Annotated in this window: 14 protein-coding genes; 10 read left to right on the top strand and 4 right to left on the bottom strand. The window is 67.1% G+C overall.

The window, feature by feature from the left end; genetic code table 11:
• Positions 1 to 31: 31 nt before the first annotated feature.
• Genes BMX37_RS16210 through BMX37_RS16200 form a run of 3 tightly spaced genes read right to left on the bottom strand, consistent with a single transcriptional unit; the run spans position 32 to position 6,881 of the window.
• The gene (locus BMX37_RS16210; protein WP_212611472.1) at positions 32 to 1,855 is read right to left on the bottom strand and encodes an Svx/AvrXca family virulence/avirulence protein; all 1,824 of its coding nucleotides are present in this window, start codon (positions 1,853 to 1,855) and stop codon (positions 32 to 34) included.
• On the bottom strand, positions 1,852 to 4,596 hold the full coding sequence (locus BMX37_RS16205) for a DUF5695 domain-containing protein (protein WP_244501644.1): 2,745 nt from the start codon (positions 4,594 to 4,596) through the stop codon (positions 1,852 to 1,854). The genes BMX37_RS16210 and BMX37_RS16205 overlap by 4 nt, the downstream gene beginning before the upstream one ends.
• Positions 4,597 to 4,610: 14 nt before the next feature.
• Positions 4,611 to 6,881 (bottom strand): S9 family peptidase, encoded by a 2,271-nt coding sequence (locus BMX37_RS16200; protein WP_170842036.1) that lies wholly within the window; start codon positions 6,879 to 6,881, stop codon positions 4,611 to 4,613.
• Between the two features lie 211 nt (positions 6,882 to 7,092).
• Between BMX37_RS16200 and BMX37_RS16195 the strand changes: the two genes are divergently transcribed.
• Genes BMX37_RS16195 through BMX37_RS16180 form a run of 4 tightly spaced genes read left to right on the top strand, consistent with a single transcriptional unit; the run spans position 7,093 to position 13,803 of the window.
• On the top strand, positions 7,093 to 9,465 hold the full coding sequence (locus BMX37_RS16195; protein WP_093666823.1) for a glycoside hydrolase family 127 protein: 2,373 nt from the start codon (positions 7,093 to 7,095) through the stop codon (positions 9,463 to 9,465).
• A gap of 20 nt (positions 9,466 to 9,485) precedes the next feature.
• The gene (locus BMX37_RS16190) at positions 9,486 to 10,487 is read left to right on the top strand and encodes an Ldh family oxidoreductase (protein WP_093666822.1); all 1,002 of its coding nucleotides are present in this window, start codon (positions 9,486 to 9,488) and stop codon (positions 10,485 to 10,487) included.
• A 32-nt stretch (positions 10,488 to 10,519) separates the two neighbouring features.
• On the top strand, positions 10,520 to 12,238 hold the full coding sequence (locus BMX37_RS16185) for a DUF885 domain-containing protein (RefSeq protein WP_093666873.1): 1,719 nt from the start codon (positions 10,520 to 10,522) through the stop codon (positions 12,236 to 12,238).
• A 2-nt stretch (positions 12,239 to 12,240) separates the two neighbouring features.
• Entirely contained in the window at positions 12,241 to 13,803 is a 1,563-nt protein-coding gene (locus BMX37_RS16180; protein ID WP_244501643.1) for a family 43 glycosylhydrolase, read from the top strand.
• A gap of 12 nt (positions 13,804 to 13,815) precedes the next feature.
• On the opposite strand, the gene BMX37_RS16175 is transcribed toward BMX37_RS16180, so the two are convergent.
• Complete coding sequence (locus BMX37_RS16175) at positions 13,816 to 15,063, bottom strand: NAD(P)/FAD-dependent oxidoreductase (protein ID WP_093666820.1); 1,248 nt, start codon at positions 15,061 to 15,063, stop codon at positions 13,816 to 13,818.
• Between the two features lie 105 nt (positions 15,064 to 15,168).
• On the opposite strand from BMX37_RS16175, the gene BMX37_RS16170 reads away from it, so the two are divergent.
• The 6 genes from BMX37_RS16170 (at position 15,169) to BMX37_RS16145 (ending at position 23,804) form a co-directional block, all read left to right on the top strand.
• Positions 15,169 to 18,120 (top strand): TonB-dependent receptor, encoded by a 2,952-nt coding sequence (locus BMX37_RS16170; protein ID WP_244501642.1) that lies wholly within the window; start codon positions 15,169 to 15,171, stop codon positions 18,118 to 18,120.
• A 72-nt stretch (positions 18,121 to 18,192) separates the two neighbouring features.
• Positions 18,193 to 19,107, top strand: a complete 915-nt coding sequence (locus tag BMX37_RS16165; RefSeq protein ID WP_093666818.1) for a dihydrodipicolinate synthase family protein — start codon at positions 18,193 to 18,195, stop codon at positions 19,105 to 19,107.
• A gap of 13 nt (positions 19,108 to 19,120) precedes the next feature.
• Positions 19,121 to 20,119, top strand: coding sequence for a 4-hydroxyproline epimerase (locus BMX37_RS16160; protein WP_093666817.1), 999 nt, complete (start codon positions 19,121 to 19,123; stop codon positions 20,117 to 20,119).
• Positions 20,120 to 20,178: 59 nt separating this feature from the next.
• A complete protein-coding gene (locus BMX37_RS16155) occupies positions 20,179 to 20,826 on the top strand; it encodes a GntR family transcriptional regulator (protein WP_093666816.1) in 648 nt (215 codons plus the stop codon).
• A gap of 27 nt (positions 20,827 to 20,853) precedes the next feature.
• On the top strand, positions 20,854 to 22,269 hold the full coding sequence (locus BMX37_RS16150; protein ID WP_093666815.1) for an amino acid permease: 1,416 nt from the start codon (positions 20,854 to 20,856) through the stop codon (positions 22,267 to 22,269).
• Between the two features lie 23 nt (positions 22,270 to 22,292).
• Complete coding sequence (locus BMX37_RS16145) at positions 22,293 to 23,804, top strand: glycoside hydrolase family 27 protein (RefSeq protein ID WP_093666814.1); 1,512 nt, start codon at positions 22,293 to 22,295, stop codon at positions 23,802 to 23,804.
• Positions 23,805 to 24,153 lie beyond the last annotated feature (349 nt).

The following is a 24,153-nucleotide window of genomic DNA, read 5'->3' as shown; positions in this document are numbered from 1 at the left end:
GGAGAGGGCCGGCTGAAACCGGCCTCCCGCCTCACCTGCGCCAGCGATAGGATGGCGCGGCGGTGAGTTCCGGTACTGGCGCGGTGAGCGTCGCGCCATGGGCGGCATCGCCCACGGCCTGGCTGTCAACGAGGCCGTAGTAAACGCCAGCCCTGGCCGACACGCCGCGTTCCTCGACATCGCCGACCAGCTGCGCGCTGCCCGACAGCACGATGCCGTGTTCGAACGCGCCGATCGGCTGGAACGTCGTGGCGACCCGTGCATCGTCTTTGACCGTCGTGTCAGCCTGGATCACGGACAGCCCTTCCACTCGGGCGCGGCCAAGAACCTGACCGTCGATCACCAGTGCATGGCCCTCGATCCGGGCGTGGTCGCCGACCACCCCGCCGAGAACGCGGGCACAAGGGCCGACATAGGCCGTTGCCGCGACCTTGGCTGTCTGCCCGATCCACCCGCCGCCGTTCAGGTGGCGATGGCCATCCCCAAGCGCGCCGGGGCCGGCGGGAAGGGCTCCGTCGAATTGCGCCATCCACGGATATCGATACAGGCTGTAATAGGGCTGATCCCAGCGGATGGACTGGAACCGGGTAGGGGTGGCGACCACCGCCAGGAACAATCCACGGTCGTCCGGCCGGATCGCCAGCGTCTCGTGGCCTTGGGCGCCCCGCCTCAGCCCGGAATAGCGGCTGCGGCCGTCAGCACCGACCGCGACCAAACCCCAGCGCCAGCCGGATGCGGGCGGCGGCACAGTGGCAGGCTCGTCCGCCATTCCCGGCAGTCGCATGGTCGACGGCGCGGACTGCACGATCCCGCGGAAGGTGACGGTAACCGCACGGGCGCCGGGATCGGGTGTGAGTTTGACGAGGTTGTAGCCCCAGCGCTGCGGCGCCCAGGCGGCCGGCACGGCGTATCGCCGGCGCTCGCGGTCGATCGGGTCCAGCACGGTGACGCGCAGGGGCTGCGCGACCGCACCCGGCACGTACTCGCCATAGGAACGGCGATAGATCGCGCCCTGATCGCTGCCTTCCGGATTGGTGTAGTCCCACCCTGCGTTGTGCAGCGCCCACTCGCCGAACGCATCGTTCAGCTGCTCGATCGACCAGCCCCGATTCGCCATCAGCACCGCCATCGGATCGGCCGTCGCCGCGGCCGGCGAGCCACGCGCGGGAGCACGCCGCCACAGGTCGTTCACTACCGGGTAGCCGTAGCGATCCTTCAGATATTCGAGGAACTGCCAGTTGCAGTACCGTACCCGCGTAGACCCGAAATAGAGATGCGGATTGTCGACGGACAGCACGGAGCAATGGGTGTTGTCCCGAAACTCCGGCAATTGGGTAGTCATCCAATTGGCGTGGCTTTCCCACAGCCAGCCGGCATAGGGCGTATCGCGGAACGACCCGGTCGCTCCCTGCAAGGCGTGGGTCAACTCGTGCGCCAGGCTGAACCGATCGCGAAGCCCGCCGGGGCCGATCCACATGCCGATATGCCGGTCATCGTCCACGCCGCCCGTCAGACCGAAGCTCGGGTCGATGACGATGTTGACCTTCAGCTTGGCAGTGGCGGCGCAGTCGGGCTCCGGAAAGCCCAGGCGCCCGATGAACTGGCTCCAGACATATTCGAGGTACGTTCCGGCCGACTCTGCCTCGGCATTCGACACCACGTCGCCCGCCCAGCGGAATGCGAAATGCGTGGTCTGAAGACGAACCGGGCGCACCGGTTCATCCCTGACGGGCGCCGGGTCAGCGGCCGCGGCCCAGCGGCCCGCCATGCACCCTGCCGCCGCCGCCGCGGGCGGGGCGGCGGACGTCGTCGTCGCCAGGGCCGATCCGACTAGCAGCGCGAACGCCGCCTTCATGGTCGCGGCCGGAACGTCACGACGCGTGGTGTCGTCGAGAGCGGCAAGGTGTAGCCGCCACGCTCCTCCGTGCCGCCTTCAAGAACCATGCGCGGACCCCCGGCGGTCGTGGTCTCGAAGAACAACCTTGCTGCCGGGGTGGTGGGCGTCGCCGGATCGAGCGTCAGCGTCACGCGACCGGTCGCCGGCTGATAGGTGGCACCGGCGATCTTGCCCGCCTCAAGCGTTACCCACAGGCCCGCGGGCGCGATGAACAACCGGGCGCGTGCGCCGTCCTTCGGCTCGATCCGAACGTCGCCCCCCGCCTGCCTGATGTTGCCGCCGAACCCGACCCAGCCGAACGTCGGATCCTTTACCAGATACGTCCCGGCGGCATAGGCGTGGCCGAAAAAGCCCATGCCATAGTCGCCGCTATACGGGTCCCACTTCATCATGTCGGGCCAGGCATGGAACGCGGCGGACGAGAAGCCATCGGGAGCGATGTTGGTGATCCCGCCCATCGTTCCGCCATAGCCGACCCGCAACAGGTAGAGATCGGCCGGGTTCTGGCGATAGGCGTCCAGCAGCGGCACCGCGTTCAGCGTCGATCCGTAATGGTGGATCTGCCGCTCGATCCGCAGATATTTGCCGCCGTACAGGAAATCCCAATAACGGCGGGCATTGCCGTTATACCCCCAGCTCGGGATCGTCGGATCATAACCCAGGATCACTTCGCGGGTGACGTCCGCCTGCGGCTGGTAACCGAAATAGCGCATCCAGGCATAGACTTCGGGCTGGCCGGTCGAATCCCACGGCATTTCCGACCCGAACGGATAGTCCAGCGTGCGCCAGTGATCGGCGCGCCCCTTCATCAGCCGTTCCATCTCGGTCGCCTGGACGGTCATACCCTCGCGCTTCAGGTCCTTGAGGATGTCGACGAACACGTCGCCCTCCATCAGCCCGAACTGCGCGTAATAGGGAGCATCGCGCATCATCGCGACCGTGGTCTGGTACGCATGGTCCAGATACCAGCGCCAGTCATGCCTCGCCACCAGACCGGGATGGTTGCGCGCAGCGCGGTACAACACCCAATGGCCGATCGCGACATGAGGATAGTTGTAGGCCCGGCCGAGATCGGCGGCGTCATTCGGCTTCCACGAGGTCCAGGAGCGCCACTTGTCCGGATCGGTGTAGAGAGTGGGGAACTTCGCCGGGTCGTAATAGAACAGGCTCTTCCTAACCGCGCCCGCCTGCGGGCCGCTGGCGACCTGCAGGTTGCCCACCACGGTCTGGTCGACCAGCCGCTCGATCTTCGCCACCTCCGCCGGGTCGGGATTGTCGAGCTGTTTCATGGTGGCGGCGACCCAGCTGCCGCCGCCGCCCTCGTCGCTCATCCCCGCGATCCAGACGCGCGGTTCGACATCGACGATGCGCTTGGCCTCGTTGTCATAGGTCAGGATTGCGGGCGAGCGGCCGAACGGGTCGCCCTTGCCCTCGTACCATTGCCGCGTGGTGGAGAAGCGGCCGAGATCGGCCATCGTCTGTTCCAGCGGCTTGGTGATGAAATAGCTGACCGTCTGCTTCTCGCGATCGGCATAGGTCAGCGTCAGCCGCGCCTGGCCCCAGCCACGGCTGCGGATCGCGAGCTTCTGCCAGCCCTTGACGCTGCCGGCCCGCGTCGCCTCGATCGCGCCGGCGGGATAGCTTTCGATCGAGCGGATCGGCCGGGGCGCTCGCACGAAGAGCGAGGCTTCCTGGTCGGTCGGCACCACATAGCCGGGCAGGCCGACCGCGACCGGGCGACGCTGTTCGGCCAGCGTCTGCTCGATCGCGCGGATCGTCGGCGCTTCCGTCAGGCGCACGCCGACCTCGATCGTCTCGCCCGGTTTCAGCGTGCGGCCAGTGGGCGTGTTCCATTGTTCGCCGGCCTTCTTCCACTCGCGGTCGGCATAGCCGAGCGAGTGCACGGTCCAATCGTAAAACCCCTCCGAAGATTGGCCCCGCTCGCTACGATCGGTGAAGATCGATCCGTCCTTGTCCTCGCGCGGGTTCTTCAGGGGAACATAGGCCTCCAGCGGCGTGCCCTTTCCGGGGAGCACCAGCAGCGCTGGTCCCTTGCCGTTGAGGCGCGTGACCTGGAGGTAGCCGGCGTCGCGGCCGATATAGGGATCGACGAAGCTCGCCTGGGCGTGCGCCTCCTCCAGGCTGCGATCGGTGATGACGTTGTCGAACACCATCGGCATGCCGAGCACGCCGATCTCCAGCGGCTGGCCGGACCGGTTGGCGATGCGGAAGCGAAGCGCGAGCAGGCCGCCCTCGTTGACCCAGCGTCGCTCCACCGTGACGGGCGTACCCTCGCCCAAGCTTGCGGTGATGTCGGCGGCGGCGAGGGTATTGCCGCGCGCGGGCAGCGGCCGGATGGGCCGGCGTACATGCGCCGACGCGAAGTCGCGCCACGCCCCGCCGGGCGCACGCACGCGCAGGTTCAGGTCGCCGAGATGGTTGTATCCGTCGCCCGCCCGCTCCGGTTCGCGGCCGGTGGGGACGAAGCTGAAAGTCGGCTCGGCCGCGGGCGACAGGCGTGCCAGCGTCTGGGTGTCGCTGCGCAGCGAGATCAGGAACTGGCCGACCCGGTGATCGGTGGTCGCGATCGGCGGATAGACCGGCTTGGCCTTTTCCTCAGCAGACAGTGCCGGCTGCCAGACGAAGGAGGAGGCGCCTGCGAGCAGCAGGGCGACAGGGGCGAGCAAGCGGGAGCGCATGGCGGAGATCATCCTCAAGGGGCGACGGGCGAGGCCACGGGGGCCGGAGCGGGCAAGGGCAATGCAGGCGGCTTTTCGCCCAGCAGGTTCACGGTAAAATAGTCACGCAGCTTGCGGAAGAAGAAGGGCTGCGCGACCCGGTGCGTCGTGTTGGGCAGGATCACCAGATCGACGTCGCGCCCCGCGGTGATGAGCGCATTGGCGAGCCGCATGCTCTCCGTCACGGGCACGTTGTCGTCGATGTCGCCATGGATCAGCAGCAGCTTGCCCGTCAGATTGCGCGCCACCGACATGTTCGAGTTGCGCTCCCACACGGCGGCGTCGGGATTGCCCATCGACACCTCCGGCCACCATGCCTTGTCGAGGCGCAGGTCGTGATTGCCGGAAGAGGCGACCGCGACCTTGAAGAAGGCCGGGCGCCGCAGCACGAAGCGTGCCGCATCATACCCGCCGGCCGAGCCGCCATAGACCCCCACCCGGTCGAGATCGACATAGGGGTAACGTGCCGCGATCTGGCGGATCATCGCGATATGGTCGTCCAGCCCGACCTCGCCCAGGTTCTGGTAAGCGGGCAGGCGGAACTGTTGCCCGCGGCGTGAGGTGCCGCGCCCGTCGATCGAAACGACGATCGCCCCGATCTGCGCGACGCTGCCCCCGCCGGCCGTGACCGTCCGGTTCCAGCCGGTCGGTACATTGGTGGTGGTCGGGCCGGTATAAACGTTGTCGATGATCGGGTAGCGCCGCGCCGGGTCGAAGTTCGCGGGGCGCCAGATCATTCCGTAGAGCGGGGTCTTCCCGTCCGCCGCCAGCCCGCGGAACGGCTCCGGCGGAGTGAAGCCCGTGGCGCGCAGGGCGCTGTCGTCGGCGCGGGCCAGTTCGGCGACGATGCGGCCGTCGCTGGCCGAGCGGATGACGGTGCGGGTCGGCACGGTCGGGCTCGACATGGCGTCGACGAACCATTTGCCGTCGGGCGACACTGTCGTGTCATGGTCGAGCGGCTCGGGGGTCAGCAGCACGGGCTGGCTGCCGTCCAGCGCGATGCGGTACAACGCCTGGAAATACGGGTTGCGATCCCGCTCTCGCCCGACCCCCGACAGCAGGACGGTGCGCCCGCCCTCGTCGACATGAGCGATGTCGGTCACCTCCCAGGCGCCGCGGGTCAGTGGGATGCCGCCATCGGGATCGTCGGGGCGGACGAGGTAGAGCTGCGCCCAGCCGGACCGCTCCGACACGTCCAGCTCCCCGCCCAGCACTGGTGCGGGACGCAGGAAGCTGGAGGTGACGGTGACCAGCGGCTCCACCCTCTCGCGTGCTGTCACCACCGCCTGACCGGTGATCGGATCGGCCTCGTAGACCGCCAGTTCCTTGTAGCCGCGCGCAGTCCATTGCGCCCGCACCCGACCCTTCGACCAGCTAAGGTCGATATCGGCCGGGTACAGCAGCGATTCGGACGGGATCCGGAGCTGCACCAGCGCTGCGCGCCGCGTCTTCAGCGCCCGCTCCACATCGACCGTGTAGCGGGTGCCCTGCGGCAGCTTGTCGGACCCCGCGAGGGGGTAGAGGTAGGAGAAGCTGCGCGGGTAGAAGCTGCCGGGCGGGTTCTCCTGCGTCATCGACAGCCGCGGCACGCCGCGCGTGTCGAGCCGCCATGTCGCGACGTAGCGGCTGTCGGGTGACCATCGCACCGAAACGGGCATGGCGGGTTCTTCGGTGCCGGCCTTCAGGATGTCGGCAAGCTGCGGGATGCCGCGGCCATAGGGCTGCTCGCGCGTGCCGTCGCTCGTCAGCGCGACCTCGCGCCTGGTCCGGCGGTCGCGGGCGAACAGGTTGAAATCGCGCGCGACGATCTCGAACCGGCCATCGGGCGACACCGCGCTTTCGCCGTCGGGCGCGCCACGTGCCGCCTTGGTCACCGTGCCCTCCCGAGTCAGTGTCCAGCGCGTGTCCTCCAGCGTGAAACTGAGCGCCCCGGTGGCGGCGACATATTCGGGATCATCCATCACCAGCCGGGCGGGATCGAGTTCCCGCCCGGCCGCGTGGGCGAGCAGGCCGGCGATCTGCATTTCGTCGGCGATTCTGCGGGCCTGGCCCGAGGCGAGGTCGAGTACCATCACCTCGCGCCAACCGGCGTGTCCGAGGTAATAGATGACGCTCGATCCGTCCGCGGTGAAGGTCGCCGCAACGTCCCCGTTGACGATCAGCGAAGCGAGCCGCGGCCCCTGGTACAGATCGGCCTTCGCATATCGTGCGGCGATGGGCTCCGGTGGACTCGCTTCGGGAGCCATTCCGGCCGTTGTGAGCCAGACGCCCGGCAAGACCAAGCCCGTCACCATTCGCCGCCAAAGCTGCATTGCCGCTCCCTGGTTTTCTGCGCGTTCCTGCGACGGCATAACCAGCTAACCGCATTGCTACAACAAAGTTATACGGTATATAATCGTGTGAGGTAGTATCGGCAGTGTTCACCAGCCGATGAAATCACGTCACGAGAGGCGAACCATGCAGAGTAACCGTCGCGAACTGATGGCCGGGGCAGCGGTGGCCGCTCTGCTGGGACCCGCGGCCGTGGCGCGGGCCCCGTCCGCCTCCTTGCTGCCGCCCGGCGCAAAGCCGTTGCCGCTGACGGCGGTTCGCCTGCGCCCATCCGACTTCGCGAGGGCGGTGGAGGTCAACCGCGGCTACCTGCACCGGCTGAACCCGGACCGCCTGCTCCACAATTTTCGCAAATATGCCGGGCTGGGACCCAAGGCGCCGATCTATGGCGGCTGGGAAAGCGACACGATCGCCGGCCACAGCCTCGGCCACTACATGACTGCGCTGGTGCTGACTTGGCAGCAGACCGGCGACCCGGAAATGCGACGTCGTGCCGACTATATCGTTGATGAATTGGCGCAAGCGCAGGCAAAGCGCGGCACCGGCTATGTCGGTGCGCTCGGCCGCAAGCGGAAGGACGGCACGATCGTCGACGGTGAGGAGATCTTCCCCGAGATCATGAAGGGGGAGATCAGGTCGGGCGGGTTCGACCTCAACGGCGCCTGGTCGCCGCTTTACACCGTGCACAAGCTCTTCGCGGGGCTGCTCGACGTGCATGGCGCCTGGGGCAATCCCAAGGCGCTGGTCGTGTTGACTGGGCTGGGCGGCTATTTCGAACGGGTGTTCGCGGCGCTGACGCCCGCGCAGGTGCAGGAGGTGCTGGGCTGCGAATATGGCGGCCTGAACGAAAGCTATGCCGAACTCTACGCCCGCACCCGCGACCCGCATTGGCTGAAGATGGCGAACACGCTCTACGACAATCGCGTGCTCGACGCGCTGACCCGGCGCGAGGATAGGCTGGCGAACTTCCACGCCAACACGCAGGTGCCCAAGCTGATCGGCCTCGCCCGTATCCACGAGCTGACGGGCGATCCGGCAAAGGCCGTGGCGGCCAGCTATTTCTGGGAAGCGGTGACGAAGCACCACAGCTACGTGATCGGCGGCAACGCGGACCGCGAATATTTCGCCGAGCCCGACAGCATCGCCGACCACATCACCGAGCAGACGTGCGAGCATTGCAACACGTACAACATGCTGAAACTGACGCGGCACCTGTGGTCGTGGCAGCCAGACGGCGCACTGTTCGACTATTACGAGCGCGCGCACCTCAACCATGTGATGGCGGCGCAGGACCCGTCCACGGGCGGCTTCACCTACATGACCCCGCTGATGACGGGAGCGGAGCGGGGTTACTCGACCACCGACGACGACGCCTTCTGGTGCTGCGTGGGATCGGGGATGGAAAGCCATGCCAAGCACGGCGAGTCGATCTTCTGGGAGGGGTCGAACGGCGCCTTCATCGTCAATCTGTACATCCCCGCCGACGCGACATGGGCGGCGCGTAAGGCGGCTGTGACGTTGGATACGCGCTATCCGTTCGAGGGACGGGCGACACTGACCTTTGCGAAGCTGCACGGCGGTCGGTTCCCGGTGGCGCTGCGTGTGCCCGGCTGGGCGGCGGGCAAGGCGATCGTGACCGTGAACGGCCAGCCGGTGACCCCGGTCGTCGAGCGTGGCTATGCGATCGTGGAGCGACGGTGGAAGGCGGGCGATCAGGTCGCGATGGCCCTGCCGCTGGACCTCAGGACCGAACCGACGCCGGGCGATCCTGCCACGGTTGCGGTGCTGCGCGGGCCGATGGTGCTGGCAGCCGACCTGGGTTCGAATGACGCCAAGTGGGAGGGCGCCGATCCCGCCCTTGTCGGCGCGGACCTGCTCGCCGGCTTCACGCCAACCGATGCCGGAAAGGGGCTCTACGCGACCCGCGGTATCGTTCGGCCGGCGGACCTCGCCTTTGTTCCCTTTTATCGCCAATATCAGCGGCGCAGCGCGGTCTATTTCAAGACCTTCTCCGACAGCGCCTGGGTGCGCGAAGAGGCGGCCTTTACGGCCGAGCAGGCCCGGTTGAAGGACATAGCCGCACGGTCCGTCGACGTAATGCACCTTGGCGAGATGCAGCCCGAGCGCGACCACAACCTGACGTCCGACAGCTCGTACCCTGTCACGTATCGCGGGCGGCAGGGGCGCGACGTGCGCTCGGGCGGGTTCATGGAATTTTCGCTGAAGGTCCGGCCCGGGCCGCTGATTCTCGAGGCGAGCTATTGGGGGAGCGAGCGTGCGCGCGACTTCGACATCCTGGTCGACAATGTGAAGGTCGCGACCCAGCACCTCGACAATGACAAGCCGGGCAAGTTCTTCGACGTCGACTATCCGCTGCCCGAGGGAGTGACCAAGGGCAAACAGCAGGTGCGCGTCCGCTTCGTACCGCATGACCGCAACACGGCGGGGCCAGTGTTCGGCGTCCGGCTCTACACGGCCATGGCCGGGACAAAGGCGTGAGCGACCGTGCTGGCGTTTTCATGACGCTGGACGAGTTGCGCACCCTTGCCACGGACACGCTGCGCGCGGCGGGGCTTGCCTACGATCATGCCGAGGCGGTCGCGGAGACGATGGTAGCGGGCGAGCGGGACGGCTGTGCCAGCCACGGCATCTACCGCCTGCTGGTCGCGGTGAACAGCATCCGGGCGGGCGTGGTGGTCACCGACGCGGTGCCCGTCGTGACCAGCCCGCGCACGGGCCTGGTCCGGGTGGACGGCGGCGGCGGCTTTGCGCAACTCGCCTTCGCGCGTGGGTTGCCGGTGCTCCTCGACACGGCGCGGAGCCACGGCATTGCGGCGCTGGCGCTCAACAACGTCGTCCACTTCGCCGCGCTATGGCCCGAGGTGGAGGCGCTGACGGAACAGGGGCTGGTCGCGATCGCGGTCACCCCCAGCCATGCCTGGGTCGCGCCGGCCGGGGGCACCAGGCCGGTGTTCGGCACCAACCCGATCGCCTTCGGCTGGCCGCGGCCCGGCCGCGAGCCCTTCGTGTTCGACTTCGCGACCAGCGCCGTCGCGCGCGGAGAGATCGAGCTTCACCGGCGCGCGGGAAAGCCCGTGCCGGACGACTGGGGCTATGACGCGGACGGTCAGGCCACCACCGATGCCGAGAAGGTGCTGGCGGGCGCGATGCGCACCTTTGGCGGGCACAAGGGCTCCGCACTGGCGGCGATGGTGGAGTTGCTCGCGGGGCCGCTGATCGGCGACCTGACCAGCGCCGGATCGATCGCCGCTGACCGGAACCGGGGCGGCTCGCCGATCGGGGGCGAGCTGGTCATCGCGATCGATCCCGCAGGGTTCCTGGGCGATGCGGTTTCGGAGCATCTCGCCCGCGCTGAGGCGATGTTCGCCGCCATCGAGGAACAGGGCGCACGGCTGCCCTCGTCGCGGCGCTACGAGGCCCGGCGGCGCAGCTTGGCATACGGCGTGGAAATCCCGGCGGCACTCCACGCGGACATCATGGCATTGGGAGAACGGGCGTGAAGCGACACTGGCTGGCCGTGCTGCTGATCGGGATGGCGTCCGTTCCGACTGTCGCCGCTCCGAAGACGGCTGCCGCCGATGCGCGGCTGAAGGCGCTGTACACCGACGAGTACGACTGGCGCCGCGCGCAACAGGCGCCGGACGAGGATGACGGCAAGAAGGGCGCGCGCCGGCTGCCCGATGTCGGCCCGGCCGTCCAGGCTGAGAAGCTGAAGCGCTGGACGGATACCGAGGCCAGGCTTGCGGCGATCCGAGTCGCTGACCTGTCGACCGCCGAGCGCGTCAACTATGCCGTCTACAAGCAGCAGATCGACGCCTTGCTCGCGGAACAGCGCTTTCGCGATTTCGAGAAGCCGCTGAATGCCGATTCCAGCTTCTGGGGCGACATTGCCGGCTCTGCCCGCGACCGATTTGCGCGGGAAGAGGATTACCGCAGCTACATCGCGATGCTGCACGACATCCCCCGCTATTTCGACCAGCAGATCGTCAACATGCGCGCAGGGCTGAAGCGCGGCTTCACCCCGCCCCGGATCACGCTGCAAGGACGTGAAGCCGGCCTGGTACAGGTGGCGGAGGCGAAATCGGTCGAGGCATCGCCCTTCTACGCGCCGTTCCGCGCTTTCCCCGCGGGCGTATCGCCTGCAACCCAGGCCACGTTGAAGGCGGAAGGCGCGGCCGCGATCCGGGAAGCGGTGGTGCCGGCGCATGCCAGGCTGCTCCGCTTTTTCCGCGACGAGTATGTGCCGGGTGCGCGTACCGCCCTGGCGGCCTACGACCTTCCCGACGGCCGAGCCTACTACCAGTCCAAGATCGCCGAATACACGACGCTCGATCAGACGCCCGAGCAGGTCCACGCGATCGGGCTCGCGGAGATGGCGAAGATCCGCGCCCGCATGCAGGCTGTGATGACACAGGTCGGGTTCAAGGGCGACCTGCCCGCTTTCCTGCGCTTCCTGCGTACCGATCCGCAATTCTACGCCAGGACACCCCAGGCGTTGCTGGACCGGGCGGCGTGGATCGCGAAGACCTTCGACGGCAAGGCATCGCGATGGTTCGGCCGCCTGCCGCGCAGCCGCTTCGCGATCGAGCCGGTGCCTGCGGACATCGCTCCCTTCTACACCGGCGGGCGCGGCGGGCCGGGGATCTACCTGGTCAACACCTACAACCTGCCCGCCCGGCCGCTCTATTCCCTGCCCGCCCTGACACTGCACGAGAGCGCGCCGGGCCACGCCTTCCAGATGCCCCTCTCGGCGGAGAACAGGGACCTGCCGCCGTTTCGCCGCGACACCTACCTGTCGGTCTATGGCGAGGGGTGGGCGTTGTATTGCGAGGCGCTGGGCGAGGAGATGGGCATGTACCAGACGCCCTATGAGGTGTTCGGGATGCTGAGCTATCAGGCGTGGCGCGCCTCGCGGCTGGTGGTCGACACGGGCATTCACGCCATGGGCTGGTCGCGCGAGCGGGCGCAGCGCTACCTCCACGACAACACCGCCCTGGCGGACCATGAGATCGAGACGGAGGTCGACCGCTACATCGCCTGGCCGGGTCAGGCGGTCAGTTATTACACGGGCGAGCTGGCGATCCAGGCGGCGCGGCACCGGGCGGAGCAGGCGCTGGGGCCGAAGTTCGACATCCGGGCCTTTCACGACGTCGTGCTGTCGCTCGGATCGGTGCCGGTGCCGGTCATCGACGCACGCGTCGACCAGTTCATCAAGGACGGGGGCAAGGGCCCCTATCCGGACGAGGAGTGAAGGTGAAGATCGTCCGTATTGCGCCGCTCGTGGCACTGCTGTTGCCGGCAGCGGCCGGTCTTTGCCAATCGGAACCCCGGGCGATAGTCGTGCGCGCGCGCGGCAACCCGATCCTGTCGGACGGCCGCTACTACTCGACCGACCCCGCGCCGCTCGTGGTCGGCGATACGCTCTACATCCTCGCCGGTCGCGACGAAGCGGCGGACGGCGTCAACGACTTCATCATGAACGAGTGGCAGCTGCTCGCGACCTTGGACCCCGCATCAGGGAAGTGGCGCCATTATCCAGGCTTTGCCCGACCGGAAGCGGTGTTCCGCTGGGCGGAGCCGGGCCGCGCCTATGCCGGTCAGATCGTGAAGGGCGGGGACGGACGCTTCTATCTCTATGCGCCCGTGCTCCAGCGGGACAGCGATGCCCGCGACCGGTTCGCGATCGGGGTGGCGGTGGCGGAGAGCCCGGTCGGGCCGTGGAAGGACGCGCATCCGGCGGGGCCGATCATTTCGCAGAAAGTGCCGATCGCCAACGACATCCAGAACATCGATCCCACCGTGCTGATCGACGATGACGGACGGGTCTATGTCTATTGGGGCACTTTCGGGCAGTTGCGCGGCATGGAGCTGGCGCGCGACATGGTCACGCCGGTCGGCGAGGAGCGGACGATCACCGGGCTCACCGGCTTTTTCGAGGCGCCGTGGATCACCAAACGGAACGGCACCTATTACATGCTCTATGCCGGCAACCGGGCCGGACCTGACAGCGACTGCACGCCGGCCGTGTACCATGCCTGCCAGGCCTATGCCTCGGCCAGTTCGCCCCTGGGTCCCTGGACCTATCGGGGCGTGGTGCTGAAGCCCGTGTCCTCCACCACGTCCCATGCCGGCGCGGTCGAATTCAAGGGGCAGTGGTACCTGGCCTATCACACTGCCGACGCGAGGGGCGGCGGCCATTTCCGCCGGTCGGTCGCGATCGACCGCCTGGACTGGGACGACAGCGTCACCCCCGCCGCGATCCGCCCCGTCACGCCGACGCGCGCGCCCCGGCCTTCACCACCGCCCACCCGCAATGTCGCGCTGGGTGCACAGGCAGCGGCATCGAACCAGCCGATGCCGGTGCAGTATTGGATCAGGGCGGTGAACGACGGCATCATACGCACGGCGCCGCTGCCGCCCGATATGTGGGGAACGTGGCGAGGTGAGGGCAACCCGCCGCATCCCTGGATCGAGTATCGCTGGCCCTCGCCGGTGACGGTGGATGAGACCCGCATCGTCTTCTTCGCCGACCAGCCGCCCGGGTCGGGTATCGGCGTCGCCCCGCCTGCCGGATGGCACCTGGAATATTGGCAAGATGGGTGGAAGCGCGTGTCGGGCACCGACGCGCCCGGTTCGGATCTGACCCAGGCCAAGCGGTTCGCGCCGCTCCGCGCCCGTTGCATCCGGGTCGTCTTCGACGCCTCATCAAACGGCAGCAGCGTCGCGGGCGTGGGCGTTCAGGAATGGGAGGTGTTGTCTCCACGCGCAACACCGCCGCGCACTCCGCCGAGCTCGCCTGTCCCGCCCTGCGGCTGAGGGTAGGGCGGCTCAGCGCATCCGCCCGAACCGTTCCACGTCGAAGAGTGACAGGTTCATGGCGGGCGCCGTGTCCGCCGCCAACGCCGCGACCTGCTCGGCCGTGATCGCCGCCAGCGTCAGGCCGAGATGCTGATGTCCGAACGCGTAGAGCAAGTTCGGCACGCGCCGCGACCGGCCGATCGCCGGCAGGTAGTCGGGCAGGGTCGGCCGCGCGCCCATCCAGCGGGTAAAGGGGGTTGACAGGGGCAGGCCGAGTTCGCGGACATGCTGCTCCAGGCGCTCCCATTTGCGCGGATCGGGCGGGGAATCGGGCTTGTCCAGCTCGACGAAGCTCGCCGCCTGCACGGTGTCGGCATAGCGGGTCACGATCAACGAACGGTCCTCGAAGACGAGCGGCGGCATGTCCGCGGGCCAACCATCGGCGGCGGCACGGATGTGATAGCCCCGCTCCGCGATCAGCGGCGCGCGATGGCCGGCCTGCTCCATCAACGGGCGACTGCGCACACCCGCTGCGACAAGGACCAGGTCGGCCGGATGCCCGTCGACACCCGCGGACCCGTTCAGCACGGTGAGTGCCGCGCGCTCGCGGACCAGCCGCCCGCCCGCGGCGATCAGGGTTGCCTCCAGGGCAGTCGAGAGCGCTCCCAGGTCGGCGATCTGTCCACTGCCGTGAAAGCGGATGGCGTCGGCGATCCTGGCGCGGGTGACTGCGGCGATCAGCGCACGATCGCCCGCATCGGCGTCGGACATGCTCGCCACGCCGATGTCCGCCGTGCGCCACGCCGCCTTTCCGGCGCGTGCGGATGCCGCGCTTTCCCAGCCCACCAGATGACCGTCAATTCTGACCAGGTCCGGCCGCCCGATGACATCCGCCAATCGCTGCCACGCCGGCACGGCGTCGCCCAGCAACGTCCCAAGCGCCGCCTTGCCTGCCGCAAACCGCGCCGGCCGGCTTGCAGACAGGAAGCCGGGGACGAACGGCAGCCATGCGCGCGCACCCGTCAGCGGCAGGTGCAGCGCCCCTCCCGCCGAAAAGCGCCGCCGCCATGCACTTAGCAGCGAGGCGGCCGATGCCAGCGGCGCGACCTGCTCGACGGCAAGGTGGCCGGCATTTCCCCAGGACGCAGCCTGACGATCCCGATCTGCGTCGAGCACGACGACGGGATGGCCCGCCCGCACCAGAGCCACGGCACTCGCCAGGCCGACCACGCCGCCGCCGACAACGACAACGCTTGGCAACTCGGAAGCTTGCGTCATGGCTTCCGATATAGCCGCGCTCTCCCAGTTAGGATACCGTATAATATATTTGACTCCGGATCGGACCTATGATGATCTCCTGCTCAACAAGGGAGGGCATCGACCATGAAGCGATCCAACGCTGCTATCCTCGGGGCAGGAATGTTCATCACCACCCTGCTGTCCAGCACAGCGCTCGCGCAGGTGTCGACCCTGCCCGAACGGGTGGAGGAAGCCGAGCCGGCGGATGCCCGGCCGGCCGATGCTGACGACGTCGTCGTCACCGGCACCCGCATCCGGCGCCCCGGGCTGGAGAGCAACAGCCCGCTGACGGCGGTCGGCAGCGAGGAAATCCGCTACCAGGGCGCGGTGACGGCGGAGGCGGTGCTGAACCGGCTGCCTCAGTTCACGGCCGACGCGAACGAGAACGTGTCCAACGGCTCCGATGGCACGGCCAATGTCAACCTGCGCAATCTCGGCAGCAATCGCGTGCTGGTGCTCATCAACGGCCAGCGCATGTTGCCGCAGCAGGCGGTCGACCTGAACTTCGTCCCGAGCGCGCTGATCGAGCGGGTCGACGTGGTCAGCGGCGGCGCTTCCGCCGTCTACGGGTCGGACGCGCTGTCGGGTGTGGTGAACTTCATCCTGCGCGACAATCTCGATGGGTTCCGCCTCGACGCGCAGGCCGGCTTCGCCCAGCACACCAACGACAACTCGGCGGTCCGCGGTCTGCTGACCACGCGCGGTTACCAGCTGGCCCCGCGGCGGGTGGCCGATGGCGGCAAGCAGGACGTGAACGTCGCCTTCGGCAAGAACTTCGCCGACGGTCGCGGCAACATCACCCTGTACGGTGGCTACCGGCACTTCGATCCGGTCGTTCAGTCGTCGCGCGACGTGTCGTCCTGCGCCCTCAATGCGCTGGACGCGGAGGGCACCGCACTGACGTGCGGCGGGTCGAGCAACACGCCTTTCGGGACGTTCGTCCCGCTTGCCGGACCGAACCAGAGCGTGACGCTGACCAATGCGAAGGACGGCAGCCGGACCTGGGTGCCCTACGACAGCAGCTTCGCCTATAACTTCTCCCCCACCAACTACTTCCAGCGCGCTGACGAACGCTACACCGGCGGCGCGTTCGCCAGGTTCAAGATCGCTGAGGCGGCCGAGCTGTACGGCAGCTTCATGTACATGAAGGATCATAGCTTTTCGCAGGCGGCGCCGTCGGCGCTGTTCCTCGGCACCACCTTCAACGTGCCCTGCAACTCGCCCCTCGCCAGTGTCGCGCAGCTCAGCGCGCTTTGCGGGCAGGAGGCGGGAACGGCGGCGTTGCAGCCGACCCTGATCGGCTACCGCCTGACGGTCGCGCCACGCCGCGACAATCTGCGGCATGAAGACTATCGCTACACCGCCGGGCTGCGCGGCAATCTCGGCAGCGGTTTCAGCTACGACGTCAGCTTCCTGCAAAGCCGTGTCAAATATGACGAAACCTATCTCAACAATGTCGACAGCGTGAAGGCGCAGCGTGCCCTGGATGTGGTCAGCGTCGGCGGCGTCCCGACCTGCCGGTCCGTGGTCAACCGCAGCGACCCGAGCTGCATCCCGGCAAACGTCTTCCAGGCGAACGCGGTGACGCTCGACCAGGCCAACTACATGTTCAGCCCCAGCAACACGGGCTCGCGCAACCGCCAGACTGTTATCGCGGGCACGGTGAATGGCGATCTGGGCGAACTGGGCATCACCAGCCCCTGGGCAAAGAACGGGCCGTCAGTCGTGCTCGGCGCGGAGCATCGGCGCGAGTCCCTCTTCTTCTTCGCTGACGAGGTCGCGCAACAGGGCGGCGCGACCAACAGCGACGGCCGGATCGAGGTCAACGAAGGCTTTGGCGAGATCGAGATCCCGATCGTGCAGGGCCAGCCCTTCTTCCAGGACCTGTCGGTGAACGGCGCGGTGCGCTACTCCGCCTACAAGAACCGGCAGGGGTCGCCCGGATTTTCGTCCAGCTTCAACGTGTGGACGTACAAGGGCGAGCTGAGCTGGTCGCCGGTGCAGGACCTGCGCCTGCGCGCGAGCTATAACCACGCCATCCGTGCACCCAATATCGGCGAGCTGTTCGCGTCGCAGGCGATCGGCAACGTCGCCGCTCAGGACCCCTGCTCGGGGCCGAACCCCGCCGCCAGCGCGTCGCTGTGCCAGCTGACCGGCGTGTCGGCGGCGCAGTATGGAAAGATCATCGCCTGTCCTGCCGATGTCTGCTCGGCCCTCGGCGGTGGCAATCGGGCGCTGAAGCCGGAGACGGGTGACACCTACACGGTCGGACTGGTGCTGACGCCACGCCGACTGAAGTCCTTTTCGCTGTCGGTGGATTATTTCCACATCAAGGTTTCGGACTATATCGGCTCGGTCGATCCGTCGCTGACGATCAGCCAGTGCTTCTCCACCAGCGATCCGTTCTTCTGCAACCTGCTGAAGCGTGACCCGCGATCGGGAGCGTTGTTCGGCACGGATGGCTATATCGTCTCCACGACGCTGAATACCGGCTATCTCAAGACCTCCGGCATCGATGTCACGGCCGATTACACGCTGGGCCTGGGCGGCGTGGGCCGGGTCAATCTCAACCTCGTCGGGACCTGGCTGGCCGAGCGCGTGTCGGAGCCATTGCCGGGACTCGGCAACTACGACTGCAAGGGCCTGTACGGCTACACCTGCGGCCAGCCGCTGCCAGAATGGCGGCACGTCATGCGCACGACCTGGATGATTCCCGGCGGCGCGACCCTGTCCGCCTCTTGGCGTCACCTCGGCTCGACACGGCTGTCCAGCCTGACCGACGACCCGTTCTTCAACACCAACCCTCCCAGCGTCATCAACCGGCGGATCAAGACCTACAACTATCTCGACCTCGCTGGGACGGTGCAGGTCGGCGAGGGCTTCACCCTGCGTGCCGGCGTCAACAACCTGTTCGACAAGGACCCGCCCGCAATCGCGGCGGGCATCCTGTCGGCATTCGGCAACGGCAACACCTATCCAGGCGTCTACGACCCGCTCGGGCGTACGATCTTCGCCGGCGCCACGATCAACTTCTGACCGGATGATTATCGACTATTGCAGTGCACAAACCTGCATCGTATACAATATTCTTGAACAATGAGGGACGCGATGACGGTGAGTTGGAAGGGAGTTTTTCCGGCGGTCACGACCCAGCTTAGGGAAGACCTGTCGATCGACATCGCGGACACGCAGCGGGTGGTCGACGACCTGATCCGCGACGGGGTCAACGGTGTCATCGCCCTGGGCACGGTTGGCGAGAACAACTCGCTGGAGCATGAGGAGAAGGTCACCGTCCTTTCCGCGATCGTGGAGGTCGTGGCCGGCCGCGTGCCGGTCATCACCGGCGTGTCGGAATATGATACCCGCCGTGCCGCTCGCTACGCTCAGGCGGCGGAGAAGGCGGGCGCGAACGGACTGATGCTGCTGCCGCCGATGGTGTACGTGCCCAAGGCGCATGAGCTGGTCGCCCATTTCAAGGGCGTTGCCGAGCGGACGGCGCTGCCGATCATGCTCTACAACAACCCCCCGGCTTATCGGACGGAGATCGACCAGGACGTGCTCGCCGCGCTGGTCGACGTGCCCAACATCGTCGCGGTCAAGGAGTCCGCGCCCGATACCCGCCGCTTCACCGACTTCCGCAACGCGTTCGGCGATCGATATGTGCTGTTCGCCGGGCTGGACGACGTGGCGCTGGAGGGGCTGTACCTCGGCGCGCAGGGCTGGGTGTCGGGGCTGACCAACGCCTTTCCCAAGGAGTCCGTCGAGCTTGTCGCCGCGTTCGAGCGCGGCGATCACGCCAAGGCAATGGAGATCTATCGCTGGTTCATGCCGCTTCTCCATCTCGATGCGGAGCATGACCTCGTTCAGTCGATCAAGCTCGCCGAACAGGTCATGGGACGCGGGTCGGAGCGTGTCCTGCCGCCGAGGTTGCCGCTGGAGGGCGAGCGCCGTGCCGAGGTGATTGCGATGGTGGAAAAGGCGGCGAGAACTCGTCCGACGCTCGGCGTTTCCAGGACGGCCTGATAACAGGTTCGCCATGCGTCGCACCTTCTTCTGCATCGACGGCCATACCGCCGGCAATCCAGTCCGGCTGGTGGCAGGGGCCGCGCCGCTGCTGAAGGGCGCGTCCATGTCCGAGCGGCGCCAGGATTTCCTGGCCCGGTTCGACTGGATTCGAACGGGTCTCTGCTTCGAGCCGCGCGGGCACGATATGATGTCGGGCGGTTTCCTGTATCCGCCGACGCGGAAGGACACCGATATCGGCATCCTGTTCATCGAGACCAGCGGTTGCCTGCCGATGTGCGGCCATGGCACGATCGGCATCGTGACCTTTGGGCTGGAGCATGGCCTGATCCAGCCCGCCGAGCCCGGACTGCTGAGGGTCGAGGTCCCTGCCGGCGTGATCGAGATCCGCTACGAGCAGAAGGGCGACAAGGTGACCGCTGTGCGGATCACCAACGTTCCTTCCTATGTGGCCGCGGCAGGGATTGTTGTCGACATTGAGGGGATCGGTACCCTGTCGGTCGACGTCGCCTATGGCGGCAATTACTACGCCATCATCGAACCGCAGGGAGATTACCGCGGTCTGGACGATCTCGGCGCCGCCCGCCTGGTGGAGCTCAGCGGCCGCGTCCGTACCGCCGTGCGCGAGGTGTTCGAGCCGGTACACCCGCTCGACCCGACGATCCGCGGCGTCAGCCACGTATTGTGGGCCGACGCACCCAAAGGTGACGGCGCGGACGGGCGCAACGCGGTCTTCTATGGCGACAAGGCGATCGATCGTTCCCCTTGCGGGACAGGTACGTCCGCCCGGCTGGCGCACTTGGCGGCGCAGGGGCGGCTGTCGCCCGGCGACCGTTTTGTCCACGAAAGCTATATCGGCAGCCGCTTCACCGGGCGTGTCGAGGCGACGACCTCGCTCGGCGATCTGCCGGCGATCATTCCCTCGATCGAGGGATCGGCGATCGCGACCGGTTTCAACACGATATGGATTGATGACGCCGACCGCTTCTGGGAAGGTTTCCAGGTCAGGTGAGGTCGGCTTCTCCGCTTCTCCCATCCGGGCCCGATCCTGACAGGTTGGAGAAAAGACCGGTGAGCATCGTTGTCCGCACGCTGTCCGAACGTGTCTTCGAAGTCGTCCGCGAGCAGATCGTCAGCGGCCAGTTGCCCGAGCGCGCGCCCATCCGCCAAGACGCGCTCGCCAACGAGTTGGGCGTGAGCAAGATCCCCCTTCGCGAAGCGCTGGCGCGGCTGGAGCAGGAAGGGCTGCTGACCAGCCAGGCCAATCGGGGCTATGTGGTACGACCCATGTCGGCCGATCAGGCGGACGAGATCTACGCCTTGCGGCTGGCGATCGAGCCCCAGGCTGCGGCGCACGCCGCCAGGGTTGCCGACGAAAAGGCGCGCGCCATCGCTCGCGATGCATTCGAGAAGCTGGACAGTGCGGCGGGGACGAACCTGCCGGAGGTGGCGGTGCGCAACCGCGACTTCCATGTTGCCTTGGTTCGTCCGGGGGGGAGGCTGTTGACGACGCAACTGGTGGAGCGCCTGTCGGTGCTCGCCGAGCGCTACGTCGTGGCGCACTTGCAACCGGCCGGGCGCGGGACGCGGGCGCATCAGGAGCATCTCCAGCTGCTCGACGCCTTTCTGGATCGGGATGGGCCGGCACTCCAGGCGCTGCTTCACCGGCATATCGTCGCGACGCTGGACGATCTGAGGGAACAGTTCGGCGTCGGCTGAGCGACCGAAAAATGAAAGGAAGATAAGATGTTCGGCCGGCGCAAGTCACTCGAAGCCGTCACCCGCCACGATGCGGACCGCGCGCTGGCCAAGACCCTGTCCTGGCCTCATCTGATCGCGCTCGGTGTCGGCGCGATCGTCGGAACCGGCATCTATACGCTGACCGGAGTCGGGGCAGAGCGGGCCGGGCCGGCGGTGATCCTGGCCTTTGCCATTGCGGGCGCGGTGTGTGCGTGTGCGGCGCTGGCATATGCGGAGCTGGCGACGATGATCCCGGCGGCGGGCAGCGCTTACACCTTCAGCTACGCTGCGCTGGGCGAGGGTATCGCCTGGGTTGTGGGGTGGAGCCTCATCCTCGAATACTCGCTGGCATGCTCGACGGTGGCGGTCGGCTGGTCCGGCTATCTGGTCGGCTGGATCCAGTCCGCCGGCGTTCACCTGCCCGCAGCGCTGCTCAGCGGGCCGCATGGCGGCGGGGTCGTCAACCTGCCCGCAGTGCTGGTCGCGCTTGCCGTGATGGGCATCCTGGTCGCAGGAACGCGGGAGAGCGCGACGCTGAACATCGTGCTGGTCGTCGTCAAACTGGTGGCGCTCGCGATCTTCGTCACCTTCGCCCTGCCGGCGTTCGACTTCGCCCACCTCCAGCCGTTCATGCCCTATGGCTTCGGGTCCAGCGAGATGGGCGGCGAGAAGCGGGGGGTCATGGCTGCTGCCGCGATCGTGTTCTTCGCCTTCTATGGCTTCGATGCGGTGGCGACCTCTGCTGAGGAGGCGAAGCAGCCCGGGCGGGACCTGACCATCGGCATCGTCGGATCGATGCTGGTGTGCACGGTGATCTACATGGCCGTCGCGGTCGCGGCGGTCGGCGCGTTGCCCTTCACCGCGCTCGCGAACTCGCCCGAGCCGCTGGCGCTGGTGCTGCGTTCGGTCGGGCAGCCCATGGCGGGGCACCTGATCGCACTCGCCGCGGTAGTCGCGCTGCCGTCGGTGATCCTGGTCATGATGTATGGGCAAAGCCGCATCTTCTTCGTCATGGCGCGCGACGGGCTGTTGCCGCGCCGGCTCGCGACGGTAAGCCCGCGGACGGGCGCTCCGACGCTCATCACCGTGCTGACCGGCGTGTCGATCGCGGTCGTCGCCGGATTGTTCCGGCTGGACGAAATCGCGGAGCTCGCCAATGCAGGGACGCTGCTGGCGTTCATTTCGGTCGGGGCATGCCTGATGGTGCTGCGGCGGCAGGCGCCTACGGCCGAACGGCTGTTCCGCTGCCCCGCGCCGTTCCTGGTCGGAACGCTCGCGATCCTCGGCTGCCTGTACCTGATGTTCAGCCTGCCGTCGGCGACGATCGCCCGCTTCCTGATCTGGAACGCGATCGGATTGGCGATCTATTTCGCGTACGGCCGCCGCAAGAGCGAGCTGGAGCGCCGTCCCGCCACAGCGTGACCATCTGACTGGAGGCTGATCTTATGCGAATGCTGCTCGCCGGCCTTTGCCTGCTCGCGTCGATGCTGTCGGTGCCCGCCTCTGCGGCGACCCGTGCCGCCGGTGTGTGGCTGTTCACCGCCAAGCCCAGCTTTCCCGGCGTGACGATGATGCAGGTCGCCACCGACGGCGGGACCGTGCGCGGCACCGTCACGACGAAATGGTACGGGCCGATGCGGATGCAGAATGCCGTTCTGCGCGGCAACACGCTCAGCTTCGACCTGCGCAACCTCAATGACAAAGAGCGCCCGACCCGGCGCTGGACTGCGCGGTTCGCGGCCGATCGGGTGACCCTGACAGGCGGCATCTGGTACAGCCATGTCGTTCAGGCGGGACGTCGCGGCTCGTTGGAGGAGGGTGAGAGGCGCGCTTTCGTCTTCGCGCCCGAGCTGCCGCCGCTCGGCACGCTGCCGCCCGACAATCTTGCCCGGACGCCGCCGATGGGCTGGTCGAGTTGGAACAAGTTCGCCGAGCGGATCGACGACCGGACGATCCGCGCTATCGCCGACGCAATGGTCGCGACGGGGCTGCGCGATGCGGGCTACACGTACGTCAACATCGACGACGGCTGGCAGGGGACGCGCGACGCGGCCGGCGTGCTGCATCCCAATGCCAAATTCCCCGACATGAAGGCGCTGGCCGACTACGTCCATGCCAAGGGGCTGAAGCTCGGCATCTATTCCTCGCCCGGCCCGCGCACCTGCGCGGGGTATGAGGGTAGCTATGGCCATGTGCAGCAGGATGCCCGGACCTTCGCCGAATGGGGCGTGGACTATCTGAAATACGACCTTTGCTCGGGCGAGTGGTTCTACGACACTGCCGACACGGTGAAGCGCACCTATTACGAAATGGGCGCCGCACTCCGGGCGACGGGGCGGCAGATCATCTACTCGCTGTGCCAGTACGGCCGCTTCGACGTCGCGAGCTGGGGGCGCTCGGTCGGCGGCCACCTGTGGCGCACGACCGGCGACATCACGGACGACTACAAGACCATGGCCGATATCGGCTTCGTTCGTAATCCCAAGTTCCCGCATGCCGGTCCGGGCGGGTGGAACGACCCCGACATGCTGGAGATCGGCAATGGCGGGATGTCCGATGACGAGTACCGGACCCACATCACCTTATGGGCGATGCAGGCAGCGCCGCTCATCATGGGACACGACGTGCGCCTTACCTCGCCGGGCGCCAAAGCGCTGCTGCAGAACCGGGCGGTGATCGCGATCGACCAGGATCATCGCGGGTTGCAGGGCCGCGTGATCCGCGAGGATGGCGACCTGGCAATCTGGCGCAAGGATCTGGTCGGCGGGGAGGTGGCACTCGCCATGTTCAATCGTGGCACCCAGCCGATCACCGCGGTGGTGCATCCGGAAGATGCGGGACTTTCATCCATTGCCACCGCGTATGATCTTTGGGGCGAGGCGGCTGTCACACGCACAACCGACCCGATCACGGTCGTACCGCATGGTGTGGTCCTACTGCGAGTTAGAGATCAATAGAATGTCGTTCGACGGTGCGGCTAATCAAGTGTGCCAGCTGGTAAGCGAGACGGCCAGCCAGTGTATGTCTGCCCGAGCGGGGAGAGCAGGATCAGGGGCTTCTCGGCCTGCGCGTCGGCAGAGCCGTAACCGGATATCTCGATAGTATGGCGTGAGGCCAACAATCTGGCCGCTGTCTGACTTCTCGATCATTTCCGGAAAAGGCGCGCTAGGGTTGGGCCGTGTCTCGGGCTTGCTCTGCTTCCAGCATGAACAGATGGCAGAAGTTGGGGACGTGAAAATAGACCATGAATGACCGCAACTGATGCGGTGGACGGCTCTCCATCCCTTCCGCAGGATGTCCTGCGGA

The sequence above is a fragment of the Sphingomonas gellani genome (assembly GCF_900110035.1).
GTDB lineage: Bacteria > Pseudomonadota > Alphaproteobacteria > Sphingomonadales > Sphingomonadaceae > Sphingomonas > Sphingomonas gellani.
The sequence above is the reverse complement of the archived record's forward strand: the minus strand, read 5'-3'. Positions and strand labels throughout refer to the sequence as shown.

Coding starts and splice junctions, on each gene's coding strand:
- BMX37_RS16210 (WP_212611472.1), bottom strand. CDS start 1,855: ATGAAGGCGGCGTTCGCGCTGCTAGTCGGATCGGCCCTGGCGACGACG.
- BMX37_RS16205 (WP_244501644.1), bottom strand. CDS start 4,596: ATGCGCTCCCGCTTGCTCGCCCCTGTCGCCCTGCTGCTCGCAGGCGCC.
- BMX37_RS16200 (WP_170842036.1), bottom strand. CDS start 6,881: ATGGCTCCCGAAGCGAGTCCACCGGAGCCCATCGCCGCACGATATGCG.
- BMX37_RS16195 (WP_093666823.1), top strand. CDS start 7,093: ATGCAGAGTAACCGTCGCGAACTGATGGCCGGGGCAGCGGTGGCCGCT.
- BMX37_RS16190 (WP_093666822.1), top strand. CDS start 9,486: ATGACGCTGGACGAGTTGCGCACCCTTGCCACGGACACGCTGCGCGCG.
- BMX37_RS16185 (WP_093666873.1), top strand. CDS start 10,520: ATGGCGTCCGTTCCGACTGTCGCCGCTCCGAAGACGGCTGCCGCCGAT.
- BMX37_RS16175 (WP_093666820.1), bottom strand. CDS start 15,063: ATGACGCAAGCTTCCGAGTTGCCAAGCGTTGTCGTTGTCGGCGGCGGC.
- BMX37_RS16170 (WP_244501642.1), top strand. CDS start 15,169: ATGAAGCGATCCAACGCTGCTATCCTCGGGGCAGGAATGTTCATCACC.
- BMX37_RS16165 (WP_093666818.1), top strand. CDS start 18,193: ATGACGGTGAGTTGGAAGGGAGTTTTTCCGGCGGTCACGACCCAGCTT.
- BMX37_RS16160 (WP_093666817.1), top strand. CDS start 19,121: ATGCGTCGCACCTTCTTCTGCATCGACGGCCATACCGCCGGCAATCCA.
- BMX37_RS16150 (WP_093666815.1), top strand. CDS start 20,854: ATGTTCGGCCGGCGCAAGTCACTCGAAGCCGTCACCCGCCACGATGCG.
- BMX37_RS16145 (WP_093666814.1), top strand. CDS start 22,293: ATGCGAATGCTGCTCGCCGGCCTTTGCCTGCTCGCGTCGATGCTGTCG.